Here is a 23,957-nt window from a genome sequence, read left to right as displayed (position 1 = left end):
TGCACGATCTTGTCTGGAGATACACGATCCTCCTGCGTCGCCGGAGCCTCTCCGCTCTCTGGAAGCGGAAGCGCCCCGTGTGAGCCCGCAGTCATGCCGTCTTCCGCTCCCCGTACTGCCACGCCCCCTGCAGCTCCACCCCCACCACCGACGACACCCCCGGCTCCTCCATCGTCACGCCGTAGATCCAGTCGGCGGACTCCATGGTGCGCGGGTTGTGGGTGATGACGATGAACTGCGTCTGCTCCTTGAAGTCGTCCAGGAGCTGGATGAAGCGGCCCACGTTGGTCTCGTCCAGCGGCGCGTCCACCTCGTCGAAGAGGCAGAAGGGGGACGGCTTCACCAGGTAGATGGCGAAGAGGAGCGAGAGCGCCGTGAGCGTGCGCTCGCCGCCGGAGAGGAGGTGGATGCGCTGCGTCTTCTTGCCGCGCGGCGAGGCGTGGATCTCGATCGGCGACTCCAGCGGGTCCTCGGGATCGGTGAGCCACACGTCGCACTCGCCGCCCTGGAAGAGCGACTGGAAGGTGCGGTGGAAGTTCTCGCGTACGGTGTTGAAGGTCGTCATGAACACTTCGCGCGCCGTACGGTTGATCTGGCGGATGGCGTTGGCCAGGTCGTCGCGCGCGGTGGTGAGGTCGGTGCGCTGCTCCATGAGGAAGCGGAGGCGGCGGTCCTCCTCCTCGTGCTCCTGCACCGCGAGCATGTTGATGGGACCCAGCGCGCTCACCTGCTCCGCCACCTCCTTCACCTCCGCCCGCCATGCCTCCGCGTCGCCCTCCTCCACCGGACGCGCGGCGGCGGCGAGGACGTCCCACGGTCGCCCCCACTCCACCTCCAGCCGCTCTCGGGCGCGCAGGAGGCGGCCCTCCAGCTCGGCGCGCTCCAGCTGCCGGCGGTGGCGCTCCTCTCCGGCGTCGGCCTCGCGGCGGCGGGCGGCGCGGACCCCTTCCTCGGCCGCGGCGGCTTCGGACTCCAGCTCGGCCAGGCGCGCATCCAGATTGGCGAGGGAGGCGGCCTGCTCGTCGCGCTCGCGGAAGAGGATCTCCACCTCGTCGCCCGCGCGTTCGCGCACCCCCGCAAGACCCTCCAGCGAGCGCCGCAGCTCGGTGGCCTCGGCTTCCAGGGTGCCGCCGCGGCGCAGGGCAGCCTCGGCGCCGTTGCGGGCGGCGGCCAGCGCGCGCTCCGTCTCGCGCAGCTCGCCCTCGGCACGCGCAAGCGCGACGCGCAGCTCGGATTCCTCGTCGCGCGCATCCTCCCACGCCGCGTCCAGCTCGGCCAGGCCGGCGCCGGCGCGCAGGGCCTCGGCGCCCGCCTCGGCGGCGGCGCGGGCGAGCTGGCTGAGCCGCTCGTCAAGCGCGGCGATGCGGGCGGTGGCCTCAAGGGCGTCGCGCTGCGTGGCGGCGATTGCGGCGTGCACCTCCTCGCGCTCCAGCTCCAGCCGGCCGCGGCGGTGGCCGTGCGCGGCGGCCTCGGCGTCCAGGCGGCGCAGCTCGGCCTCGGTGACGCGGCGCATCTCCTCCGCCTCGCGTGCGCGCTCCTCCGCCTCGCCCAGCTGCTGGACGAGGGAGTCGCGCTCGCGGACCAGGCGGTCGTGCGCGACCTCCGCGTCGGCCAGCTCGTCGCGCAGGCGGGCGAGCGCCTCGCGCCGGGCCAGGATCCCCTCGCCGGTGAGCGGCTGGCCGAGGCGGATGACGCCGCGCGCATCCACCGTGTCGCCCAGCGAGTCCACCCGCGCGCCGCCGAAGCCTTCCAGCGTGTCCTCCCCGGCCACGTACACCAGGCCCTCCAGGAAGACCTCCACCCAACCGTGCCCCTCGCCCGTGCCGCTAACGCCCAGCGAGTGCGCGGCCGGAAGCGCGTCGCGGACGCCGGGTGCGTCGAGCGGGAGGAGGAGGAGCGTTCCGCCGCCCTTCCACTCGTCGCGGAACCAGCGGCGCACCAGGCGGGCGGCGTCCAGGTCGCGCACGACGACGGCTTGCAGGAGCGTCCCCAGGAACGACTCCACGGCGGCGGCGGTCTCGGCCTCGGCGGTGGTGGCGCGCACGAAATCGGCGAGGGGGGCGAGGACGCCGGGGAAGCGCTCGCGGGCCTGCATCAGCGCCGTAACCGCGGGCGAGAAGCCCTCGTACGAGCGCTCCAGCGCCTCGCGCGCGGCCACCTGCGCGCCCAGGCGCGACACGCGGTCCTGCGCCGCGCGCAGTCCGTCGCGCAGCGGCGCCTCGCGCCCGCGCAGGACGCGCATCTCCTCGCGCGCCCGCGTGGCGGCGTCGGAGGCGGCGTCCAGGCGGTCGCGGAGGGTGTCGCCCTGGCCGCTCCACAGCTCCGTCTGCTGGCCCATGCGGTCGATCTCCGAGCCGAGCTGCTCCGTCTGCATGCTCAGCCGCTCGGCGCGCTCCAGCCCCTCCTGCCTGCGCCGCTCGGCCGAAGCGCGCTCCCCCTCCGCGGCGGCGATCTCGCGGGCGACGTCGCGCTGGCGAGCGGCAGCGGCCTCGCTGGCCTGGCGGTGGCCGGTGAGGGTGGCGCGCAGCCCCTCGTTCTCCTCCACGCGCGCCTCCAGCCGCTCGCGGGTGCCATCGACGCGCGCCTGCACGCGCTCGCGCTCCGCGTCCAGGCGCATGGCCTCGGCGGACTGGGCGGCGGCGCGCTCGGCCAGCTCGCCGCGCTCCCTCACGAGCTGCGCGATGCGGAGCTCGGCGTGACCGCGGCGCTCGTCGGCCAGCAGGATCTCGCGCTCGCGGGCGTCCAGCCGCTGCCGCACGGCATCCAGGCGCCCCGCCACCTCGGCGCGGCGCCGGCCCAGCTCCGCCGTCTCGATCCGCCGCTCCTGTAAGACCGTTTCCGCGGTGGAGCGCTCGATGGCGGCGTCGTGAACGATGCGCTCCAGCTCCGCCAGCCGCCGCTCGCCCTCGCCCAGCGCGGCGGTGAGCGCGGCCACCTCGGCAGTCGCAAGCGCCACCTCCAGGTCCAGACGCCGCGCCTGGAGCTCCTCGTAGCGCTGCGCGCGCCGCCGCTGCCGGGCGAGCGAGCGCACCTTGTTCTCCACCTCCGCCACCAGGTCGTTGAGCCGCGCGAGGTCCCCTTCGGCGCCCTCCAGGCGGCGCTGGGCGGCGCGGCGGCGGTCCTTGTACTTGCCGATCCCCGCCGCCTCTTCGAACATCGCGCGGCGCTCCTCCGCCTTTTCGCTCAGGATCGAGTCGATCATCCCCGCCTCGATGATCGAATAGGCGTCGGACCCGAGCCCCGTGTCGCGCAGGAGGTCGTGGATGTCGCGCAGGCGGCACGGCGCGCGGTTGAGCGAGTACTCGCTGCCGCCCTCGCGGTACACCTTGCGGGTGATCTCGACTTCGGACTGGGGGATGGGAACGGAGCCGTCTTCGTTGGAGAAGACGAGGGCGACTTCGGCGTAGTGGAGGGGACGCCTGCGGACGCTGCCCTGAAAGATCACCTCTTCCATCTTGCCGCCGCGGAGTGCGCTGGCCCGCTGCTCGCCAAGGACCCAGCGCACCGCGTCCGCCGTGTTGGACTTGCCGCAGCCGTTGGACCCTACGATGGCCGTGACCCCGTCGCGGAGCTCGATGGTGGTGCGGTCCGCGAACGACTTGAAGCCGTGGAGCTGGAGCCTGCGGAGCCTCATTTCTGCGGGGCGGGCGCCCGGCCGGTGCGCGCCACGAGGCGCGCGGGGAGCCCTGCCTGCTGCACCATCCTGAGCATGGGCGCCGCGCCCGCGGAGTCCTCGAAGGCGCCGCCGTACACCTTGTACCGCTCGCTGCCGTCGTTGAACGGCACCGCCACCACGTACGCTGGGATGGCGCGCCCGCTGAGCGAATCGGCCCGGGCCTGCGCAGCCGCCTGCGTGGGAAGCTCGCCCAGCTCGACGGCCAGGGGACGGACGAGGATCAGGTCGTCCGCCGTCCCCACGTCCTCCGCGTCGACGTCGCCGCTGCGCAGGAGCCGCTCCCGCAGCGCCACCGCATCCGCCGAATCCGCCAGTGCGCCGGAGAAGACCTTGAAGTAAAGCTTGTCGCCCGTCATCTCGGGCGTGACGTAGAAGCGCGCGTCCGGAAACTTCGCGGCCACCGAGGAAGCGAGCTGGCGCGCCCGCTCGTACTCCGGATACGCCTTGACGAAGACCGCGAAGGGGAGCGCCGTCCCCGCCGCGGCCACGCCCTTGGGGGCCACCGCCGTAGCCTTTGCGCGCGGATCGGCCTCGGCCCCACTCGGTGTGCCGCCCAGCAGCTGCGGATACTGCTGGAGGAGGATGTACACCGCCCCCGCGAGCACCGCCAGCAGGAGGAGGAGGGTGAGGAGCGGCGCCAGGCGGCTCTTCTTCACCGGCTTCGGCTCCGGCGCTTCCCACTCCGGGTCGGGCACCGGGAGCGTCGACGCGGGCGCGCCGACGGTGTCCTCCGCCGTGCGGAACTCCTCCCCACCACCGTGCGGCTCTGTAGTGCGCGGCGCGGCCAGCCAGGGGCGGATCCCGGTGGGCGCCTCCGGTTCGGCGAAGCGGGGCGGCGCGGGCGGCGCGGGCGCGGCAGGCGACGCGGCGATGGCGGCGGCACGTGGCGCGGCATCGGCGCGCGGGCCCTGCGAGGGCGGCGTGAGCCAGGCGTGGACCGTCACCCCGCCCGGCGCGTCTCGCGAGAGCTCGGCCTCGTGCGACTGCTCGCCCAGCATGATGGCGTCGTACGCCCAGCGCGCCAGCGACGGCAGCCCCGGCGCGTCCGAGGGCACGAAGATGAGCAGCGACGCCCCCGCCGAGCGGAAGCCGGCGATGATCTTTTCCCAGCGCCCATCGCGGAGGATGGCGTTGGAATCGGGGGTGTAGGTGCCGGCGGAGATCAGGTAGAAGCCGCGCCCGGGTACGGGCCGCGCGCTGCGGGCGAGCGAGGCGCCGTACAGGAAGATGTCCACCACCCCTTCCATGCTCGACATTCCGATCCGCTCGGCGAGCATGGGATCGTCCAGCCCCAGGTCGGCCAGCACGGTGCGCTGCCCGGTGGCGTTCCACCCCGTCGCGATGGCGATCGCCGCGTCGGCCACCCAGTCGCGGTCGGCGGCGCGGTCGAAGAGGAGGAGCACCGGTCCGGTGCGCGACGCGTCGAACGAAGCCGCGGCCGGAAGGCGCTCGAAGCTGGGATCGAAGAACGTGGGCTCGGGCAGCTTGCGGCCGGCCGAGCCCGAAGTCGCGTGGATGTCGGTCATCGAAGGGAGCGGAGGTCTGCCCGGCGAGGCGCAAACGTGGCGGAAGGACGTTGCCGGGACGCGGGCAATAGTACACGCGGGCGTCGGCGCGTGGCAAGGATGGGGATTGGGGATTGGGGATGAGGGATGGGGGATGGGGAACAACGAATCTGGTTTCCCTCATCCCTTCATCCCCTCATCCCCAATCCCCGCAGTTACGCCGCCGCCCCTTCCGCCGGAGCCAGCACGTGCGTGGGCGCATCGCCCCACAGGCGCTCGAGCTGATAGAACTCGCGCGCGGCCGGGTGGAAGACGTGCACGACGAAGGAGAAGTAGTCGATCAGAATCCACCGGCCCCCGCGCGCTCCCTCCACGTTCAGCGGGCGCGTGCCGCCGGCGCGAAGCTCCTCCACCACGTGGTCCGAGATGGCGGAGACGTGCGTGTCCGAGGTGCCGGTGGCGATCAGAAAGAAGTCCGTCGCGGTGGAGATCCCGCGCAGGTCCAGAAGCGTCACGTCCTGCGCCTTGCGGTCGAACAGGTGCTCGGCGGCGCGGGCGACTTCGGGCGGAAGGTCGAGGCTGTGCGGCGTGACGGGGGTGGTGCTCATCGGTCTCCAGGATCGCGATCGTCGGATAGTCGGTTCCCCGCCGTGTCCGGCGGAGATGCGTGTGCGGGCGGCAAGTCAGGTGCCATCCGCGTCTTTTTTGAGTACAGCGGCCGGTTAGGATCGCCAGCGCAACTGAATGAGGGGGAGCGGCTTCGCGCCGCTCCCCCTCCGCACCGGGCCTGTCCAGGCGAGCCGCGGATCTACGGGTTGAGCGTGCTCCTGACCTCTTCCGGCGCCGAGCCGAACACGCTCAGTGAAGCCGCGGAGCTGTGGGAGTTCACGACGAAGCTCTGCAAGTTCACCGCGGCTGGCGCCGTGGCGGTGAATACGATGTACCCGCTCATCGGTTCGCCCGCGTACCCGCCGGCGGCTTCGATGCGGTCCCTGAGCGAGAACACCTGCTTCGGGCTCGCCGTGAAGCTGATCCTGCACGGGTTGCACACGGCCTGCCCGCTCCGCGACTTCATCGGCTGGCCGTCGTTGGCGAACACGCTCACCTCAACGGTCGCGCCGCGGTCCAGGTTGACCATGTGCAGCTCCGTCGCGACGCGGCCCGGCCGCTCCAGCACGTGCGGGATCACCCAGGTGCGGCGTGCCGACTGCTGCGCATGCGCCGCTTCTGCGGACAGGAGGATGGCTGCACACACGAAAACCGCTGCGCGGATGAGCATGGGGCGTCTCCAGTGGCGTAGTGTGGGGCTGCGGGAAGGACCTGGGCAAAAGTTATTCACCCACCAATCCCGCTGCAACGATCACGTTCTCGCCACGAAACAGGGCGGCCCGCCGCGTGGCGGGCCGCCCCGAACGAACGGAAAGTGCTAAGTCCCAAGTGCTAAGTCCTGTCGTTGCCGTTCAGCACTTAGCACTTAGCACTCAGCACTTCGGTTACTCCTCCGCGATGACCCACACCTTGAGCTCCGGCCGCACGTCGCTGTGCAGACGCACCGGCACCGAAGTCACGCCGAGAGCCTTGATCGGCTCGTCGAGCTCGATCTGGCGGCGGTCGATCTGGATCCCCTGCTCGGCCAGCTTGTCCGCGATATCGCCCGCGGTGATGGACCCGAACAGCTTCCCTTCCTGCCCGGCGCGGGCATTGAAGGTGAGCGAAACGCCCTCGATGGAGGCGGCGCGCTGCCGCGCCTCGGTCAGGGTGGCGGCCTCACGCTTGGCCACCGACGCCCGCTCCGTCTCGATCCGCTTCACGTTCCCCGCGGTCGCCTCGTAGGCGAAGCCACGGGGGATCAGGTAGTTGCGAGCGTAGCCCGGCTTCACGTCCACGAGGTCCCCGGGCTGGCCGAGGTTCTCCAGACTCTGTCTGAGGATGACCTGCATCGTAGTTTCTCCCTTGCCCGGTTACGACTCGAAGCCCGCGATGTACGGCAGCAGGGCCAGGAAACGGGCGCGCTTGATGGCGGTCCCGATCTGGCGCTGGTGGCGCGCGCACATCCCGCTGATCCGGCGAGGCAGGATCTTGCCACGCTCGGTCACGAAGCGGCCGAGCGTCTTCTCGTCCTTGTAGTCCACGGAGCTCAGCCCGGTCTCACACACGGGGCAAACCTTGCGCGAAGATTTCATCTTACTCGTCCTCCCCGTCGTCTTCGGACTCCTCGTCACGCTTCGGAGCGGGCGGGACCGGTGTGGTCTGCAGGTCGCCCTCGTTCACCACCACGAGGTAGCGAAGGACTTCGTCGTCCAGCTTCAGCAGGCGCTCGAACTCGGGGAGCGCCTCGGCCGGGGCCGAGAAGTGGGCCACGGTGTAGTGGCCGGTGGTCTGGTCCGCGATCTCGTACGCCAGGGGGCGCTTCCCCCAGTGGTCCACCGCGGTGATCTCGCCGCCACGCTCGCCCGTGAGCATCCCGTGGAAGCGCTCGATCTTCTCCTCGATACGCTCATCCTCGAGCGCCGGGTGGAAGATGTACACGACTTCGTAATCCGACAAAAGGCACCATCCTTTGGACATGAGGCCCCGTGCGGTGCGCGCGGAGCAGGCATGAAAAAGTGCTGCCCCCGGTCGGGGGGCAGCACGGGAATGTAGCGGATACGGGCAAAATACACAACCCACGGGCGCGTGAACTCGCTGCAACAACCGCACAAAGTCCGCCTTCGCGGACTCGGGGAGAAGATCCCCCCGTACGGCCCCACACCGCGCGCCCATAGGCGCGTGATTCATCACGCCGCCCCATCCCCCGCCTCGATTCTCGCGTTGAACGCAGATGCCGTAGGGGCAGACCCGCTTGTCTGCCCGTGTCCTGCGTATTCGCCCCAGCCCGCCTCCAGGAGAGAAATCGAAGAGGGGCCCAGTGGCTAACTGATCCCGTGGGAGGGTACCGTCAGATAGTACCCGACATGGGTGAGTGTCTGCTTTAGGTGCTTCGTCTCCACCGCGCCAAGGAACCGCAAGAAGCGGCTGGCAGACACGGCGCGAACCTGCTCCGAAAGCAGGTAAGTGTCTTCGGTCACACCGCCAACACCCCTTGGGAGCCTGACCCGTCCGGGGAAGTTCCGGCTCGTGCGGGTACCCGGGACGACCACGCACAGCCCGGTGCGGTTGAGCTCGTTGCGCGAAACCATCAACGCCGGCCGGATTCCCGCCTGCTCGCTCCCCTGGACGGGATCGAAGTTGACCATCCACACTTCACCCTGAAGCGGACCCGCCACTGCCGACATCAAGCAACCTCGTCCTCTAGACCGTCCATCAGGGTGCCGTCGAACTCACGACGCTCCGCCTCGAACTCAGCCAGTGCTGCGGGATCGTCGCGAAGCTTCGCGTACGCCTCTTCGTACTCCCTCAAGAACAACTCGCACTCGAGGCTCTCCAGCGCAGGCGCCGTGCTCTCGGATGCTTGAGGATCAGCAGGTGCTGGCGGGGCTCCGTTGCGTGAGTTGCGATGCGTTACGCGCTGGTGCGGAACAGCAGGATGTCCCCATCCTTGACCACGTACTCCTTCCCCTCCGACCGCATCAGCCCCTGCTCGCGGGCGGTCTTCACGGAGCCGGTCTTCACAAAGTCATCCCAGGCGACGGTCTCGGCGCGGATGAAGGCGCGCTCGAAGTCGGAGTGGATGACGCCGGCGGCCTGGGGGGCGCGAGCACCCACCGGGATCTCCCACGCGCGGACCTCCTTTTCGCCCGCGGTGAAATAGACCTGCAGCCCCAGCAGCGCGTACCCCGTGCGGATCAGCGTGTGGAGGCCCGGCTCGTTCAGGCCCAGCGACCCCAGGAACTCGTCGCGCTCCTCGGGCGGGAGCTCGGCCAGCTCGCTCTCGATCTTGCTGCTGATGGGGATGATCTCGGCGCGCTCGCCGCTCGCCTCCACCGCCTTGCGCAGCGCGCGGACGTGCTCGTTGTCGCCCTCGGGGAGGTCCGACTCGGCGACGTTGGCCAGGTAGAGAACCGGCTTGCTGGTGAGCAGGTTGTACGAGCGCAGGATCTTCGACTCCTCCTCGTTCGCCTGCACCACCCGCGCGGCCTGCCCGGCACCAAGCGCCTCCAGGAGCCTTTCCAGGAGGCCGACCTCGGCGAGCGCGTCGCGGTCCTGGCCGCGGGCGGCCTTGCGGGCGCGGTCCAGGCGCTTCTCCACCACCGCGAGGTCGGAAAGAGCGAGCTCCAGGTTGATGACCTCGCGGTCGCGCACGGGGTCCACGCCGCCCATCACGTGCACCACGTCCGGGTCGTCGAAGCAGCGGACGACGTGCACCACCGCGTCGGTCTCGCGGATGTTGCTGAGGAACTGGTTGCCGAGCCCTTCGCCCTGCGATGCGCCCTCCACCAGCCCCGCGATGTCCACGAACTGCACCACGGCGCGCAGCACGCGCTGCGGCTTGACCTTTTCGGCCAGCAGGTCCACGCGCGGGTCGGGCACCTCCACGTTCCCCACGTTCGGCTCCACGGTGCAGAACGGGTAGTTGGCGGCGTCGGCGCCCGCGGCGGTGAGGGCGTTGAACAGGGTGGACTTCCCCACGTTGGGGAGCCCCACGATCCCAAGCTTCAGCATATCAGAACATCCGGAAAGGATGGAGTTGCAAACGAAGCGGCCGGGACACCTCGCGGGGTCCCGGCCGGACTCTGAAATCTAACCCCTGCGCCGCGAGCGTCAACTGCGCTGCGCGAAGCTGCGAAGCTCCTCCAGCGTCCCGCGGTACCAGTTGCGGTCCACAGGCGCGCGGATGCCCCTCACCCGCCCCCGCTCCGAGTGCTGCCAGAACGTCCACCGCCGCCACCCGCGCGGCACCGCCGGCCCGTTGCTGCGGTAGTCCGCGATCCAGAGCGGGTAGTCGCCGAACTGCGCGGCGAGGCGAGGGGCGAAGCGGCGGCTCACGTAGATGATGGGTCGCTTTCCCGTCTCGGCTTCCACGATGCGCAGCCAGTTGCGCACCCCGCGGCGCAGCGTCGCATCGGACACGCCGTCGGTCGCCTCCACGTCCAGCACGGGCGGCAAGTCGTTTGGGCCGACCTTGACGCGCCGCAGGAAGTGCCGCGCCTGCACGGCCGAGTGCGTCTGCGGGCGGTAGTAGTGGTACGCGCCGCGCAGGAGGCCGGCCTCGCGCGCGTTCGTCCAGTTGCGCCGGAAGTTCGGATCGGTCCAGTCGCCGCCCTCGGTGGCCTTGATGAAGACGAAGCGGATGCCGTCGCCTTTCACCGCCGTCCAGTTGATGCGGCCCTGGTGGTGCGAAACGTCGATGCCGCGGACGCGGCGCGGCGCATCGGCCTGCAGGGCGGTGCCGGCGAGGACGAGCAGGGCGAGGGCGCCGGGCACGAGGCGGCGCAGCGGGAGAAGCGTGGCGAACTTCATGGCGAGGTGAGCGAGCGTTGGATCGGTTCAGCGAATTCAGATGCGGCGGAGCACCGCGCTCCGCCGCGCGTTGCGTCAGCGGCGGGCGAACAGGGGTCCGGAGCCGCCGGTCAGGGCCGCGAGCTCGTTCGATCCGCCGCGGAAGTGGTCCAGGTCCACGTCGCCCTGGATGCCGGGGACGCGGCCGGTGGCGGAGCTCTGCCAGAAAGTCCAGTCGCTCCACCCCGTCGTCGGCATCAGCGGCTGGTCGCGCCCGTAGGATGCGATCCAGAGCGGGTACGGCCCGGGCGAGGCGGAGACGTAGCGGTTCCAGAAGTCCGGGTACGTGTAGACGATGGGGCGCTTCCCCGTGGCGCGCTCCACCGTCTCCAGCCAGCTGCGAACCGCGCGCAGCAGCGCATCGCCCGTCAGCCCGTCCGACGTCTCGACGTCCAGCACGGCCGGCAGGTCACCCGCGCCGAGTCGGGTGACGCGCAGGAAGTGCTCGGCCTGCTTCACCGCGTCCACGTTGGGGCGGAAGTAGTGGTACGCCCCGCGCGTGATCCCCGCGTCCGCGGCGGCGGCCCAGTTGCGCGCGAACTGCGGGTCGGTGTACGTGCCGCCCTCGGTCGCCTTGATGAAGGCGAAGTCGATGCCGCCCCCGCGCACCGCCTGCCAGTCGATCGTGCCCTGCCAGTGCGATACGTCGATGCCGTCGATGGTCTCGTCGATGGCGGGGCCGGTAGGTAGGTCGGTGCACGCCGCGGCGGCGAGCGACACGACCACGGAGAGGGAACGAAAGAAATTATTCAGCAAGTATATGCAGCGGTTCGGGTTGCGTTCGTTCCGCACATCTACACGAAACGCACCCGGAAGGGTCCCTACACGACAACCGCATGGCTCACACAGAGACACAGAGCCACAGACGAAAGACGACGAAGTTCTCTCTGCGGCTCTGTGTCTCTGTGTGAGATTGCTTTTCCGCGATCAGCCGCGGGGCATCTCCATGTGCGGCACCGCTATGGCCTCTTCCTCGCCGGCCTGCGGGACGGGTGTGACCTCCTGGCCGCGCAGGGAGAGGAACCAGGGCGCGAGCACCAGCGCGATCACCGCCATCAGCTTGATCAGGATGTTGAGCGACGGGCCGGCGGCGTCCTTCATCGGGTCGCCCACGGTGTCGCCCAGGACGGCCGCGGTGTGGAGCTCGGAGCCGGGGTGCGTGTCGGGGTCGGACTCGATCCACTTGCGCGCGTTGTCCCACGCCTCGCCCGCGTTGGTCATGAAGAGCGCCAGGAGGATCCCCGACACCGTGGCGCCCACCAGCACGCCGCCCAGCGCCTCCGTCCCAAGCGCGGCGCCCACGATCACCGGCACCAGGATGGCGATGACGAAAGGCACCGCCGCCTCGCGCAGCGACGCCCGGGTGGCGATGTCCACGCAGCGCGCGGAGTCCGGCTGCACGGTGCCGTCCATCAGCCCCGGGATCTCGGCGAGCTGGCGGCGCGACTCGGCCGCGACCTTGGCCGCCGTGCGCCCCACCGCGGCGAGGGTGAGCGCACCGACGAAGAACGGCACGCCGCCGCCCAGCAGGAGCCCCAGGAGGACGAAGGGGTGGATCAGGTCGATCGACTCCAGCCGAACCGCCGAGGCGTAGGCGGAGAAGAGCGCGAGCGAGGTGAGGGCCGCGGCGCCGATCGCCACGCCCTTGCCGCCCGCGGCCGCGGCGCTCCCCGCGGCCTTGAGCGTCAGGGTGATGCGGCGCGTCTCGCTCCCCAGGTGGCTCATGCGCGCGATGCCGCCCGCCGTGTCCGAGATGGCGGCGAAGGCGTTCAGCGTGATCGACGTGCCCACCGTCGCGAGCATCCCCACCGCCGCGACGCCGATGCCGTACAGCCCCGCCGCCTCGTGCGCCACCCACGTCGCCAGCGCGATCAGGAGGAGGGGAATCGCCGTCGATTCCATCCCGATCGCCAGCCCCATCAGGATGGCGGTGGCCGAGCCGCCGCGCGACGCCTCCACGATGCGCCGGATGGGACGTGACCCGGTGTAGAAGTCCGTGGCCGCGGCAATCGCCACCGCCGCGATCGCACCCGCCAGGATCGCCCAGAAGGGGCCGAAGCGGCTGTACGCGCCGCCCGCGGGGTCCTCCAGGTCCAGGCCGAGCAGGCTCACGATGATGAAGGCGGCCACCAGGAAGACGGCCACCGCGCCCAGGGTGGCGACGCGCATCGCCAGCACGGGGCGCGTGTCCTTCATCAGCCGCACCCCGACCAGCGCGAGCACCGACGCCAGGAAGCCCGCCGCCGCCAGGATGAGCGGCAGCGCGACGGCTTCCACGCGGTTGTTGGCGTACGCGGGGCTGTACGCGCCCAGCGCCACCGTCGCGACGATGGCGCCCACGTACGACTCCATGAGGTCCACGCCCATCCCCGCCGTGTCGCCCACGCAGTCGCCCACGTTGTCCGCCACGGTGGCGGGGTTGCGCGGGTCGTCCTCGGGGATGCCGGCCTCGGTCTTCCCCACCAGGTCGGCGCCCACGTCGGCGGACTTGGTGAAGATCCCGGCGCCCATGCGCGCGAAGAGGGCGATGGATGAGGCGCCCAGCGCGTAGCCGGCCAGGATCTCGCCGAAGCGCGCGAACTCCTCCGGCAGGTAGACGCCCTGCACGTAGACGAGGGCGAAGTAGAGCGCGCCCAGCCCCACCAGCGCGAGCGCCGCCACCGTCAGCCCCGCCACCGCCGCCCCGCCGAACGCCACCCGCAGCGCCGGGCCCTCGCCGGCCACGCGCGCGGCCTCGGCGGTGCGGACGTTGGCGCGGGTGGCCGCGAGCACCGACACCCATCCCACCGCCAGCCCCGTGGCCGCCCCCAGCGCGAACGCACCCGCCGTGGCGAGCGACGCCGTGGGCCACAGCAGCAACGCGGCAACGACGATGAACCCCGCCAGCACGATGGATTGGCGGCGGAGGAAGGCGTTGGCGCCGTGCTGGATCTGGCCTGCCCAGTCGCGCATCGCCTCGTTGCCGGCGGGTTGCCTGCGGACGTACGAGAAAGCACCCAGCGCCAGCAGGAGCCCCAGCACACCGAGGGGCCAGCCGGTCCATGCGGTGAACTCCGTCAGCGACACGAGATCTCGGGGGATGGGGTTGGGTGTATACGGGCCGTCCGGGACCCGGTGAGGCATGGAGCGTACCCGCGGGAGCGGATCAGCCGTTGTAGCGGTTCATGGCGGCCTCCACCCCCTCGTCCATCCACGCTCGCACCCCGTCGATCAGGTCGGGGAAGCGGTCCAGAATCGCGTCGCGCGCGGCGCGCGGCGGGGGCGAGAGCACCCAGTCCGCCAGGTCCATCGCCGGGGGCTTGGCGCCCACGCCGATGCGCAGCCGCGGATAATCCTTTGTGCCCAGCGCCTGCTCCACCGACTTGAGCCCGTTGTGCCCGCCGGCCGAGCCGGTGGCGCGGAAGCGGATAACGCCGGGCTCCAGCGCCACGTCGTCCACCACCACCAGCAGGTCGCGCGTGACGTCGATGGCGTTCATCCGCGCGATGGGGCCCAGCGCCGCGCCGCTGCGGTTCATGTACGTCTGCGGCTTGATCAGGCGCACGGCGTGCGGCTCCATCCGTCCCTGCGCCACCGCCGCGTTCTTGTCCAGCCGGAAGCGGCCGAGCCCCCACGAGTCGGCCAGGGCATCCACGAGCCACCATCCCACGTTGTGCCGCGTGAGGGCGTACTCCTTCCCCGGATTCCCCAGCCCCACGATCACCTTGAGCCCCGCCACTGTCCTCGCTCCGCGAAAAAGTGCCCAGTGCCCGGTGCTCAGTGCCTAGTGGATGATACTAGGCACTAGGCACCAGGCACTGGGCACTTTCATTCAGTTCACGTTTCCGCGGCCATGCGCGACGAGATCACCTCCGGCTCGCCGGTCGCCGTCTCGGCGTCGGCCGCGGGCTCCACGGTCGGCGGCACCACGGACGCGATCGGCAGCTCGCCGTCGGCCAGGATGCGCACGTTGGGGAACGACACGTCGTGCACGCGGATCGACTCGCCCACGCTCAGGTTGGAGACGTCCACCTCGAACGCCTCGGGGATGTTCCCCGGCAGGCACTCGACTTCCAGGTCGTAGATCACCTGGTCCAGCACCGCGCCCTCGTCACGGACGCCGGCGGGGTTGCCGCTCAGGCGCACCGGGATCTTCATGCGGATCACCTCGCCCGCGTGGAGCTGGATGAAGTCCACGTGAAGCACCTCGGGACGGTACGGGTGCATCTGCACGTCGCGGATCAGCACGTCTTTCCCCGTGCCGCCGTCGGTCACCAGCGAGATGACCGTGTTCTCCACCGAGATGCCGTGGAGGAGGAGCTCCAGCTCGTGGCGGTCGAGCGCCAGCGGGACGTTCTTGTCGCCATGCCCGTACACCACGGCCGGCACCTTGCCGGTCGCGCGCAGCTTGCGGGCGCCACCCTTTCCCGACCCTGTGCGGGCGGTTGCGTTCAAAGTTGCAGCCATCGTCTTTCTCCCTGAGTTGTTCAAGACTCGCACGCGGTCATCAAGCCGTCAGCCGGCCGCGCGGGTCACGCCGTTTCGAAGAGCGAGCTGACGGATTCGTTGAAGTGTGTGTACCGCACCGCGCGGGCCAGCAGCTCCGCCACGGAGAGCACGGTGAGCGTGGGGAAGCGCTTCCCCGGGGGGATCGGCACCGTGTTGGTGACCACGATCTCCTTGAAGGGCGCGTTCACCAGCCGCTCCACCGCCGGCCCGCTGAGCAGGGCATGCGTTGCGCAGGCGTACACGTCGCGGGCGCCGCGATCCTTGAGCGCCCTCGCCGCCTCGGCCATGGTGCCGGCCGTGTCGATCATGTCGTCGGTCAGGAGGCAGTCCTTCCCCTCCACCTCGCCGATGACGTTCATCACCTCGGCCACGTTGGCGGAGGGGCGGCGCTTGTCGATGATCCCCATGCTGGCGCCCAGCCGCTTGGCGAAGCCGCGCGCCATCTTGGCCGACCCCACGTCCGGCGACACCGTCACCAGGTTGGTGAGGTTCTTTTCCCGGAAGTACTTCATGAACACCGGCGCCGCGTACAGGTGGTCCACCGGGATGTCAAAGAACCCCTGCAGCTGGTGCTGGTGGAAGTCCACGCTGAGCACCCGGTCCGCGCCCGCGGAAGTGATCAGGTTGGCGATCAGCTTGGCCCCGATGGCGACGCGCGGCTGGTCCTTGCGGTCCTGCCGCGCGTATCCGAAGTACGGGATCACCGCCGTGACGCGCGCCGCCGAAGCGCGCCGCGCCGCGTCCAGCAGGAGCAGCAGCTCCATGATGTTGTCGGCGGGCGGCACGGTGCTCTGCACGATGTACAGGTCGCGGCCGCGCACGTTGTCGTCGATCCGTACGAAGATCTCCCCGTCCGCGAAACGGTTTGTGGTCACCGCGCCCAGCTCGACCTCCATGCGCGCCGCCATCTCTTCCGCCAGCGGCCTGTCGGCCGACCCGGAGAGCACCATCATGGAGTTGCTGGAGAGCGCCTCAGTCATCTGCCTGGTCGGTTTTGGTGTGGTTTGGAGCCCGACAGAATAGGCCGCGCCCCGCGCCAGCGTCAAGGAAGGAAGCGCTAAGTCCTAAGTGCTAAGTGCGAAGTGCTAAGTGATGAGGCGCACTAACGCACTTGACCCACTGCCGTTCAGGACTTAGCACCTAGCGCTCAGCACTTCCGTTTCCAAAACAAAACCGCTCCGGCAGCATTGCCGGAGCGGCTTCGTAATTCCTTGCGTCCGCGTCAGTCCGCGGCGACGTCCATCGTCTCGACGGGCACCTCGGCCGCGATGACCTCGAGCGCCTCGTACGGGATGACGGAGACCTTTTTGCGCAGCTTGTCCTTGCGGCCGAACTGAACGACCCCGTCCACCGTGGCGAAGAGCGTGTCGTCGCTGGCGCGCATCACGTTGGCGCCGGGGTGGAACTTGGTGCCGCGCTGGCGGACCAGGATGTTGCCGGCGAGCACCTTCTCGCCGCCGAACTTCTTGACGCCCAGTCGCTGGGCGTTCGAGTCGCGGCCGTTGCGAGTAGAGCCGCCGCCCTTTTTATGTGCCATGGGTGCGCTTCCTTAGCCCAGGTTGACGTCGTTGATGCGCACTTCGGTGAACTTCTGCCGGTGGCCCTGCTTCCGGCGGTAGTTCTTGCGGCGCTTGAACTTGAAGATGATGATCTTGTCGCCCTTGCCGTGGCGCACGACCTCGGCGGTCACGGCCGCACCGGCAACCGTGGGAAGCCCCACCTTGACGGTGTCGCCGTCGCCGCCCAGGAGGACGTCGTCGAACGTAAGGCTCTCGCCCGGCTCGATGTCGACGGACGGAATGCGAAGCGTCTTGCCCGGCTCGGCACGGAACTGCTTGCCGCCGGTGCGGATGATGGCGTACATGGTTACAGGGAACCCCGGTTACACGGACTCGTCCGAAAAAGCGACAGAAGACAGGCAATATCACCCCGGAACCGGGATCTGTCAACCCGCGGCGGCCCCCCTCCCCCCGGCCCCCTCCCCCGCCTGCGGGGGCGCAGGGCGGGTGAGGGGGAGAACTCCGCGCCCAGCGACGATGCCCTGTAGGGGCGCGATTCATCGCGCCCGTGCCCGCTCCTGCTCCGCCGCCCGCAATCCGCACGGATCCCGTAGGGGCAGACCTGCGTGTCTGCCCACCCTCGCGCCCGCACCAACCCCCGCCGCGGAAACCGACCTCGTAGGGGCCGCCCCACGTGGCTGCCCGTGCCCGCCCGCGCCCCACCCCCCGCCCGTACGCACAGATCCAAACCACACCGCCCCTCCCCCAGGTAGTTATTGGGGGAGGGGCAGCGAGGTGACGAGCGGGGAGGGGGCCCTACTCCGGAACGTACCTGCTCGTCAGATCCACCTGCGACTGCGCCCCGATCAGCCGCACCTCGTCCGGCCGCATCAACGGATCGTCGCGGAGGGCGAGCTGAATCCGGAACTGCTTCTCCAGCCCCTTTACGAACCCCGGCTCCTCCTCGATCACGTACAGCGCGACCTCGGGGTGCACGCGGAACTGCAGGGCCTTCTCCTTGCCGTCCGCGGCGACGCGGCGCACCGAGCGCTCGATGCGGCGCACCAGCGTCTCGGGCGTGAAGACGCGGCCCGTGCCGGAGCAGGTGGGGCACGCCTCCGTCTGCGTCTGGTAGAGCGAGGGGCGCACGCGCTGGCGCGTCATCTCGATCAGCCCCAGCTCCGACACCTGGAAGGCCTTGGTGCGGGCCCGGTCGCGCGCCAGGTGGGTGCGCAGCTCCTGCAGCACCTTTTCGCGGTTCTGCTTCGACTCCATGTCGATGAAGTCGCAGACGATGATCCCGCCCACGTCGCGCAGCCGCAGCTGCCGCGCGATCTCCCTGGCCGCGTCGACGTTGGTCTTGAGGATCGTCTTCTCGGGGTCTTTCTTCCCCGTGTAGCGCCCCGTGTTCACGTCGATGGAGACCAGCGCCTCGGTGGGCTCCACGATGATATAGCCGCCCGAGGCGAGGTTCACGCGGCGCTGGAACGCGTCGCGGATCTCGCTCTCCAGGCCGCGCGCGTCGAAGAGGGGCGTGGAGTCGGTGTAGAGGTGCACCCGCTCCACCAGCGTGGGGTCCACCTGCTCCAGGTAGGTGCGCACCTCGTCGAAGACGATCTGCGTGTCCACCACCAGCGAGTCCACCTTTTGAGAAAAGAGGTCGCGGATGATCCCGGAGGTCAGCTTCGCCTCGCGGTGCACCGGGGCGGGGGCGCGGCCGCGGGCGGCCTTCTTCTGGATGTTCTTCCAGGTAGAGATCAGCGAGAGCATCTCGCGCTCGAACGTCTCGCGCGTGAGCTCCTCGCCCACGGTGCGCACGATGACGCCGCCGGACTTCTCCGGCAGGATCTCGCGGGCCAGGGCGCGGAGGCGGGCCCGCTCCTCCTTGTCCTCGATCTTGCGCGACACCCCCACGTGGTCCGACCCCGGCATGTACACCAGGAAGCGGCCCGGGAGCGAGATGTTGGCGGTGACGCGGGGCCCCTTCGTGCTGATCGGCTCCTTGGAGACCTGCACCAGGAGGTCCTGCCCCTTCTTCACCACCTCCTGGATCGGCGGGTAGCCACGCCCGCGCTTGCCGCCGCCGTTCCCGTTGGCGGCGTCGTCCTCCACCGCGACCGGAGCCGGGGCGTCGTCGTCGTCATCGCCGCCGGAGCCGTCCTCCAGCGCCACGTCAGAGACGTGCAGGAATGCGGCCTTTTCGGTGCCGATGTTGACGAAGGCGGCCTGGATCCCCGGGAGGACCGCTTCCACCTTCCCCTTGTAGATGTCGCCCACCATGCGCGCCGCGTCCGGGCGCTCCACCATCAGCTCCACCAGGACGTCGTCTTCAAGGATGGCGACGCGCGTCTCCTTGGCGGTGGTGTTCATCAGGATCTCGCGCTTCACGCCGCCTCTCTCGCGGAGGGGTGAAGGCGACACCCGGGCGCAATGCGCGGAGCGCGGGAAGCGCAGGGGCGCCTCCCGACCGGGTTGCTTCCGACCATGTAGACCTCTGGAGCCGCCCGCACGCCGTAAAGCGCGTGCCGACGGCCATTTCCGTTAGGCGCTGAGCTCGCGGAGGATGTGCCGGGCGATGACCATGCGCTGGATCTCGCTGGTGCCCTCCCCGATCTCGCAGATCTTGGCGTCGCGCATCATGCGCTCCACCGGGTATTCCTTCGTGTAGCCGTAGCCGCCGTGCACCTGCACCGCCTTCGTGGTCACGCGCATGGCGACCTCGGAGGCGAACAGCTTGGCCATGGAGGCTTCCTTGGAGTAGGGCTTCCCCTGCTCCTTGAGCCAGGCCGCGTTGTAGACCAGGTGCTTGGCCGCTTCGATCTCGGTCGCCATGTCCGCCAGCATGAACTGGAGGCCCTGGAACTCCGCGATCGACTTCCCGAACTGCTTCCTCTCGCTGGCGTACTTGACCGCCTCTTCGTACGCGCCCTCGGCGATGCCGAGCGAAAGCGCGCCGATGCCGATGCGGCCCGCATCCAGCGTCTTCATGAAGTTGATGAAGCCCATCCCGGGCTCCCCCAGCACGTTCTCGTCCGGGACGAACGCGTCCTCGAACACCAGCTCGCGGGTGTCCGAAGCGCGCCACCCCATCTTGTCCTCCTTCTTCCCCGCCCGCACCCCTTCCGTGAACTGGAGCTCGTCCGAGTGCCCCACCCCCACCTCCCGCGCCCGCTCCAGGTCGGTCGTGGGCTTGGTGACGATGAAGGAGGTGATACCCTTGGACCCCTTCTCACGATCCGTGACGGCGGTGGCCACGAAGACCTCGCCGACGCCCGCATGCGTGATGAAGATCTTGCTCCCATTCAGAATCCACCCGCCGTCCGCCTTAACGGCGGTGGTCTGCGTCCCCCCCGCGTCCGACCCCGCGCCCGGCTCCGTGAGCCCGAAGCCGCCCAGCACCTGCCCGCTGGCGAGAAAGGGTACGAACCTCTCCTTCTGCTCCTGCGTGCCGAACGACATGATGGGCGAGGTGCCCAGCGTGGTGTGCGCCGACACGGTAATGGCGTGCGACGCGTCCACCCGGGCGAGCTCGTGGATCGTGATCATGTAGGCGATCCCGTCCATCCCCGCCCCGCCCAGCTCCTCCGGCCAGGGCACGCCCAGGAGGCCCAGCTCCGACATCTTCTTGACGTTCTCCCACGGGAACTCTGACTTCTGGTCCATCTCCCCCGCGACGGGCGCGATCTCGTTCCTGGCGAACTCGCGCACCATGTCGCGGATCATCAGGTGGTTGTCGTCGAAGTACCGTTCCATCTGGCTCTATGTAGAAATGGCGTACCGTGTGGACGCCGGTTGCGCGGACTTCCGGGTGTGTAAACCGGTGCAATCTACGCGGCGAGGGCGAAAACCGAAAGATGGCCGGCCCCCTCCCCCCGGCCCCCTCCCCCGCCTGCGGGGGCGCAGGGCGGGGGAGGGGGAGAACACCCTCCGGGCTGCGCAGATCCGGTAGGGGCGCGATTCATCGCGCCCGCCCCTTCCCCCACCTCGAACGCTGCCCCTCACCCGTAAACCGGTAGGGGCAGACCTGCGTGTCTGCCCACCGCCTGCCCCACCTCGACCCTGGCGGTCCGCACCTTCATCTCGTAGGGGCCGCCCCACGTGGCTGCCCGTGCCATCCGCCGCGAGGACGCTGGGGTTACCGCCCCGGCGCGCCGACCAGATCCACGCGGGTGCGCGGCGGACGGCTGCATCGCGAGCTGCTGCGGATCCGCGCCAGGGTGTCCGTGCCCAGGGTGCGGATGCCGATGGAGGAGAGGCTCGTGATGAAGATGCGGAAGTCCTGCTCGTACTCGCCGCCCCCGCGCGTGTAGGTAGAGTCCAGCACGTTCGCCCACGTCGCCGTATCCGGCGGTGGGGGACCGATGTAGAACATGATCTTGGTGCTGTCCGGCGCGGGCTGGCCAGCGGCGGTCCGCACGGTGCCGTACACCTCCGAACAATAGCTCGGGTCGCACGCCGCGGCCGCCAGGGCGAGGGCGGCAAGATGAAGGGTGCGCACGGTGGGCCTGAGGAAGGGGGTGAGGGTACCTCAGCGAGGCTGGATGTTCAGCGACCAGTCGTAGGGAGTGTAGCGGATGCGAAAGTTGCCGCTGACGAGGAGCTGTTTCTCCGGGCCATCGGGGAGGTAGCGCGCGATGTAGCGGCCAATGGCGGCCGGGGTGCCGCCGAAATCGTCCTCGTAGTCGCGGAACTCGAAGATCTGGCTGGCGTGCAAGGTCCGGTTCGCCACGTCCACACGGTTCTTGGCCGGCGTGCGGGCGAGAAAGTGGCGCGCCTGGTCGTCGAGCTGCTCGTCGATGCGGGCGCCGGTGTACGCCTCGCCGCGCAGGGGCGGGCAGCCGCGGGCGGCGCACACCAGCGCGAAATGGATCCGGGGCTCGCGCAGGCGTTTGCGAAGGATCTCCTGCTCCACGTGATCCAGCGTGTACGTGCGGCCGCCCGCGCGCACGATCGGCTCGTTCCAGGGGCCGTACCCACGCACGATTCCGAGCGTGCGGTTGATGTTGCGGATCGACTCCCGCTCCCCGTGCTTGTTGATGAGCTGGATGGTGAAGGCGTTGTACGAATTGATCCAGTAGGCGAGCTGGTCGTTGCGCGACATGCCGGCGGGGTTGGCCGCTCCGAGGGCGCGCAGGTAACCCTGGAACTCGGCAGAGCGGGCGAAGGCGTCATAGTCCACCAGTCCGTTGCGCACGTGGGCGTGCAGCAGCCGGTCGAAGGCTGCGTGGCTCATCGGCTGCGCGGCAGCCGGCGCGGATGCGACGACGAGCAGAGTGGCCATGGTTCGTGCGAAGCGCATCGGAATCTCCCGGAATCGGTTCGGGAGATGGTACGCCCGCGAGGGGCCGAGCGGTTTTCGGGGGGAAGCGGCGGGTCTTCGAAGACCTACTCGCCTGCCGCTTCCTGGGCGATGCGATAGGCGTCGTTGCGGGCGATGCCGAGGCGGCGGCGCAGCTCCTTTGCGATCCCGCTGGGCGACTGGCCCTGCGCGAGGAGGGCGTCCGCCATGGAGCGCGCGGCGAGCTCGTCCACCGCGCCCTCGGCGGGAGCATCGACGGTGCGCCCGGCGACGACGACGACGATCTCGCCCAGCACCTCGCCCGCCGAGAAGTGCGCGGCCCCCTCAGAGGCGGTGCCGCGAAAGAACTCCTCGTGCATCTTGGTGAGCTCGCGCGCTACGGCCACGCGACGGTCCGCGCCCGCGGCTTCGGCGATGTCGGCGAGGAGCTTGCCGACGCGGTTGGGCGACTCGTAGAGCACCGATGCGCGGCGCGACGAGGCGACCTCCTCCAGCAGCTCGGCGCGCTCGGGGCCCTTGCGCGGCGGGAAGCCGACGAAGGTGAAGGTGTCCGCCTCGATGCCCGAAGCCACCAGCGCGGCCAGGAGCGCGGAGGCGCCGGGGATGGGGATCACCTCGAATCCCGCGGCGACCACTTCGCGCACGATGCGGGCGCCGGGGTCGGAAAGGAGCGGCGTGCCTGCGTCCGAAACGAGCGCCACCTTCTTCCCCTCCCCCAGCATGGCGACGACGGTGGCGGCGCGGCCGGCCTCGTTGTGCTCGTGCGCGGAGACCAGGCGCGTCTGGATCCCCAGGTGGCGGAGGAGGATGGAGGTGCGGCGGGTGTCCTCGGCCAGCACCACGTCCGCGCTGCCCAGCACCTCGACGGCGCGGCGGGTGATGTCGCCCAGGTTGCCGATGGGGGTGGAGACGACGTAGAGCGCCGCCACTACAGCGACACCGCCCAGGGGAGGCGGTCGAAAAAGCCGTGCTCCTGCAGCACGAAGCGGCTGTCGCGCGCCACCCGCTCCACCATCGCCGCCGGGTCCACCCCGTCGTGGCGCGAGCCGGCGATCAGGGCCGCGGTCAGCCAGCCCGCGACCGCCTCGGTGAGCCCCTCCGGCGACGCCACGGGGTCCCCCACGACGCGGCCCTCGTCGGTCAGGTGGAAGGCGCGCGCGGCCGGGAGGCGCCCGCCCACCTCGGTCTGGGCCGCGCGCACCATCGCCATCGCCGCGTCACGGCCAAGGGAGGAGGAGAGCTCGCGCACCACTCCGCCCACCATGCGGCGGTAGAGATCCACCAGCCCGGGGCCCGCCTGCACGGGAAGGGTGCCGAGCGCGGGATACGGAATCACACGCGGCGCGCCCCCCGCCGCCCCGAACACGGAGCGCACGAAGTCCGGCACGGGGACGGTGCCGTCGCGTTCCGTGAAGTAGCCGGAGCGGAAGACGCCATCCTCGAAGACCATGTAGTGGTGCCGCCCCGCCGACGTCATCTCCAGCACGCCCGTGAAGTGCCGCTGGCGCAGGTGCGGAAAGAGGAGTTCTGGGCGCGTGCAATCGACCGACGCGGCCCACTCCACCGGCTCCTGCACCAGCGTGGCGAGCATGGCCTGGAGTTGGGCCTCCGGCGCGCCGAAGTACGCGATCTGCCCCGCCTCACCCCGCTCGCTCTCGGTGGCCGCGATGCGCAGCACTTCGGAGAGAGCGGCGGCCCCGCGCCCCTCGTCCGCCTGGAGGCGGGCGGAGTGGAAGGGCTCGCCGTTGCGCAGGAAGATCAGGTAGCACCGCTCCCCCAGCTGGATACACACGAAACCGGAGACACGCGCCGCGCGGTCGCGCTTCCCATCGCTCAATATCCCCGGGAGGTTGACGTAGCTGAGCTTGGTGCGGGGGAGGAAGGCCGCTTCGTGCGGGAAGTGGTGGATCATCGCGGAGCGCGGGGGAAGTGGGTGACGTCCAATCGTACACTTTCCGTCGCCGCGCGCAAGGCGGAAAAGCAGGGCCAGTGCCAAGTGCCAAGTGCCAAGTGCCAAGTGCCTAGTGCCTAGTGCCAAGTGCCTAGTGCCT

24 protein-coding genes are annotated in these 23,957 nt (G+C 70.1%); all 24 read right to left on the bottom strand.

Translation table 11 applies throughout. The features are described 5' to 3' along the window. Positions 1-91 precede the first annotated feature (91 nt). Complete coding sequence (smc, locus tag VF584_13045) at positions 92-3,634, bottom strand: chromosome segregation protein SMC (protein ID HEX8211093.1); 3,543 nt, start codon at positions 3,632-3,634, stop codon at positions 92-94. Beyond that, on the bottom strand, positions 3,631-5,202 hold the full coding sequence (locus VF584_13040; GenBank protein HEX8211092.1) for a hypothetical protein: 1,572 nt from the start codon (positions 5,200-5,202) through the stop codon (positions 3,631-3,633). Before VF584_13040 ends, smc begins: the two co-directional genes overlap by 4 nt. 194 nt (positions 5,203-5,396) lie before the next feature. After that, the gene (gene rsfS / locus VF584_13035) at positions 5,397-5,789 is read right to left on the bottom strand and encodes a ribosome silencing factor (protein HEX8211091.1); all 393 of its coding nucleotides are present in this window, start codon (positions 5,787-5,789) and stop codon (positions 5,397-5,399) included. A gap of 200 nt (positions 5,790-5,989) precedes the next feature. Next, entirely contained in the window at positions 5,990-6,460 is a 471-nt protein-coding gene (locus VF584_13030; protein ID HEX8211090.1) for a hypothetical protein, read from the bottom strand. A gap of 214 nt (positions 6,461-6,674) precedes the next feature. Beyond that, the gene (rplI, locus tag VF584_13025; GenBank protein HEX8211089.1) at positions 6,675-7,121 is read right to left on the bottom strand and encodes a 50S ribosomal protein L9; all 447 of its coding nucleotides are present in this window, start codon (positions 7,119-7,121) and stop codon (positions 6,675-6,677) included. Positions 7,122-7,142: 21 nt separating this feature from the next. After that, entirely contained in the window at positions 7,143-7,364 is a 222-nt protein-coding gene (gene rpsR, locus VF584_13020; protein ID HEX8211088.1) for a 30S ribosomal protein S18, read from the bottom strand. A gap of 1 nt (position 7,365) precedes the next feature. Further along, positions 7,366-7,728: a 30S ribosomal protein S6 gene (rpsF, locus tag VF584_13015; protein HEX8211087.1), complete on the bottom strand. Its 363-nt coding sequence runs from the start codon at positions 7,726-7,728 to the stop codon at positions 7,366-7,368. Between the two features lie 365 nt (positions 7,729-8,093). Further along, positions 8,094-8,456: a type II toxin-antitoxin system PemK/MazF family toxin gene (locus VF584_13010; GenBank protein HEX8211086.1), complete on the bottom strand. Its 363-nt coding sequence runs from the start codon at positions 8,454-8,456 to the stop codon at positions 8,094-8,096. Continuing rightward, positions 8,456-8,581 carry a hypothetical protein gene (locus VF584_13005; GenBank protein ID HEX8211085.1) on the bottom strand — a complete coding sequence of 42 codons (126 nt, stop codon included), beginning with the start codon at positions 8,579-8,581 and terminating at the stop codon, positions 8,456-8,458. The genes VF584_13010 and VF584_13005 overlap by 1 nt, the downstream gene beginning before the upstream one ends. Positions 8,582-8,682: 101 nt before the next feature. Further along, complete coding sequence (gene ychF, locus VF584_13000; GenBank protein ID HEX8211084.1) at positions 8,683-9,783, bottom strand: redox-regulated ATPase YchF; 1,101 nt, start codon at positions 9,781-9,783, stop codon at positions 8,683-8,685. Between the two features lie 99 nt (positions 9,784-9,882). Next, entirely contained in the window at positions 9,883-10,581 is a 699-nt protein-coding gene (locus VF584_12995) for a glycoside hydrolase family 25 protein (protein ID HEX8211083.1), read from the bottom strand. Between the two features lie 75 nt (positions 10,582-10,656). Then, a complete protein-coding gene (locus tag VF584_12990) occupies positions 10,657-11,376 on the bottom strand; it encodes a glycoside hydrolase family 25 protein (protein ID HEX8211082.1) in 720 nt (239 codons plus the stop codon). A 171-nt stretch (positions 11,377-11,547) separates the two neighbouring features. After that, positions 11,548-13,686 carry a sodium-translocating pyrophosphatase gene (locus VF584_12985; GenBank protein HEX8211081.1) on the bottom strand — a complete coding sequence of 713 codons (2,139 nt, stop codon included), beginning with the start codon at positions 13,684-13,686 and terminating at the stop codon, positions 11,548-11,550. A 79-nt stretch (positions 13,687-13,765) separates the two neighbouring features. Beyond that, positions 13,766-14,338: an aminoacyl-tRNA hydrolase gene (gene pth, locus VF584_12980; GenBank protein ID HEX8211080.1), complete on the bottom strand. Its 573-nt coding sequence runs from the start codon at positions 14,336-14,338 to the stop codon at positions 13,766-13,768. A 98-nt stretch (positions 14,339-14,436) separates the two neighbouring features. After that, the gene (locus VF584_12975) at positions 14,437-15,066 is read right to left on the bottom strand and encodes a 50S ribosomal protein L25 (protein HEX8211079.1); all 630 of its coding nucleotides are present in this window, start codon (positions 15,064-15,066) and stop codon (positions 14,437-14,439) included. 65 nt (positions 15,067-15,131) lie between these two features. Continuing rightward, positions 15,132-16,088 carry a ribose-phosphate pyrophosphokinase gene (locus VF584_12970; protein HEX8211078.1) on the bottom strand — a complete coding sequence of 319 codons (957 nt, stop codon included), beginning with the start codon at positions 16,086-16,088 and terminating at the stop codon, positions 15,132-15,134. A gap of 242 nt (positions 16,089-16,330) precedes the next feature. After that, entirely contained in the window at positions 16,331-16,645 is a 315-nt protein-coding gene (gene rpmA / locus VF584_12965; GenBank protein ID HEX8211077.1) for a 50S ribosomal protein L27, read from the bottom strand. A gap of 12 nt (positions 16,646-16,657) precedes the next feature. Continuing rightward, positions 16,658-16,972, bottom strand: a complete 315-nt coding sequence (rplU, locus tag VF584_12960) for a 50S ribosomal protein L21 (GenBank protein HEX8211076.1) — start codon at positions 16,970-16,972, stop codon at positions 16,658-16,660. Positions 16,973-17,423: 451 nt separating this feature from the next. Beyond that, complete coding sequence (locus tag VF584_12955; protein ID HEX8211075.1) at positions 17,424-18,995, bottom strand: Rne/Rng family ribonuclease; 1,572 nt, start codon at positions 18,993-18,995, stop codon at positions 17,424-17,426. 153 nt (positions 18,996-19,148) lie between these two features. After that, entirely contained in the window at positions 19,149-20,360 is a 1,212-nt protein-coding gene (locus tag VF584_12950; protein HEX8211074.1) for an acyl-CoA dehydrogenase, read from the bottom strand. A 382-nt stretch (positions 20,361-20,742) separates the two neighbouring features. Next, positions 20,743-21,105 carry a hypothetical protein gene (locus VF584_12945; GenBank protein HEX8211073.1) on the bottom strand — a complete coding sequence of 121 codons (363 nt, stop codon included), beginning with the start codon at positions 21,103-21,105 and terminating at the stop codon, positions 20,743-20,745. Between the two features lie 30 nt (positions 21,106-21,135). Next, positions 21,136-21,906 (bottom strand): DUF547 domain-containing protein, encoded by a 771-nt coding sequence (locus tag VF584_12940; protein ID HEX8211072.1) that lies wholly within the window; start codon positions 21,904-21,906, stop codon positions 21,136-21,138. An 86-nt stretch (positions 21,907-21,992) separates the two neighbouring features. Continuing rightward, entirely contained in the window at positions 21,993-22,835 is an 843-nt protein-coding gene (rsmI, locus tag VF584_12935) for a 16S rRNA (cytidine(1402)-2'-O)-methyltransferase (GenBank protein ID HEX8211071.1), read from the bottom strand. Then, positions 22,835-23,818 carry a hypothetical protein gene (locus tag VF584_12930; protein ID HEX8211070.1) on the bottom strand — a complete coding sequence of 328 codons (984 nt, stop codon included), beginning with the start codon at positions 23,816-23,818 and terminating at the stop codon, positions 22,835-22,837. Before VF584_12930 ends, rsmI begins: the two co-directional genes overlap by 1 nt. Positions 23,819-23,957 lie beyond the last annotated feature (139 nt).

Source organism: Longimicrobium sp. (genome assembly GCA_036389135.1).
In the GTDB taxonomy this organism is placed as follows: domain Bacteria; phylum Gemmatimonadota; class Gemmatimonadetes; order Longimicrobiales; family Longimicrobiaceae; genus Longimicrobium.
The sequence above is the reverse complement of the archived record's forward strand: the minus strand, read 5'-3'. Positions and strand labels throughout refer to the sequence as shown.

Bases quoted from the DNA above. Each gene is read 5' to 3' on its own strand.
- VF584_13040 (HEX8211092.1), bottom strand. From the start codon at position 5,202: ATGACCGACATCCACGCGACTTCGGGCTCGGCCGGCCGCAAGCTGCCC.
- smc (HEX8211093.1), bottom strand. From the start codon at position 3,634: ATGAGGCTCCGCAGGCTCCAGCTCCACGGCTTCAAGTCGTTCGCGGAC.
- rplI (HEX8211089.1), bottom strand. From the start codon at position 7,121: ATGCAGGTCATCCTCAGACAGAGTCTGGAGAACCTCGGCCAGCCCGGG.
- VF584_12950 (HEX8211074.1), bottom strand. From the start codon at position 20,360: ATGGAACGGTACTTCGACGACAACCACCTGATGATCCGCGACATGGTG.
- VF584_13030 (HEX8211090.1), bottom strand. From the start codon at position 6,460: ATGCTCATCCGCGCAGCGGTTTTCGTGTGTGCAGCCATCCTCCTGTCC.
- VF584_12930 (HEX8211070.1), bottom strand. From the start codon at position 23,818: ATGATCCACCACTTCCCGCACGAAGCGGCCTTCCTCCCCCGCACCAAG.
- rplU (HEX8211076.1), bottom strand. From the start codon at position 16,972: ATGTACGCCATCATCCGCACCGGCGGCAAGCAGTTCCGTGCCGAGCCG.
- VF584_12970 (HEX8211078.1), bottom strand. From the start codon at position 16,088: ATGACTGAGGCGCTCTCCAGCAACTCCATGATGGTGCTCTCCGGGTCG.
- VF584_12975 (HEX8211079.1), bottom strand. From the start codon at position 15,066: ATGGCTGCAACTTTGAACGCAACCGCCCGCACAGGGTCGGGAAAGGGT.
- ychF (HEX8211084.1), bottom strand. From the start codon at position 9,783: ATGCTGAAGCTTGGGATCGTGGGGCTCCCCAACGTGGGGAAGTCCACC.
- VF584_13010 (HEX8211086.1), bottom strand. From the start codon at position 8,456: ATGTCGGCAGTGGCGGGTCCGCTTCAGGGTGAAGTGTGGATGGTCAAC.
- rsfS (HEX8211091.1), bottom strand. From the start codon at position 5,789: ATGAGCACCACCCCCGTCACGCCGCACAGCCTCGACCTTCCGCCCGAA.
- VF584_12995 (HEX8211083.1), bottom strand. From the start codon at position 10,581: ATGAAGTTCGCCACGCTTCTCCCGCTGCGCCGCCTCGTGCCCGGCGCC.
- rpsR (HEX8211088.1), bottom strand. From the start codon at position 7,364: ATGAAATCTTCGCGCAAGGTTTGCCCCGTGTGTGAGACCGGGCTGAGC.
- VF584_12940 (HEX8211072.1), bottom strand. From the start codon at position 21,906: ATGCGCTTCGCACGAACCATGGCCACTCTGCTCGTCGTCGCATCCGCG.
- rpmA (HEX8211077.1), bottom strand. From the start codon at position 16,645: ATGGCACATAAAAAGGGCGGCGGCTCTACTCGCAACGGCCGCGACTCG.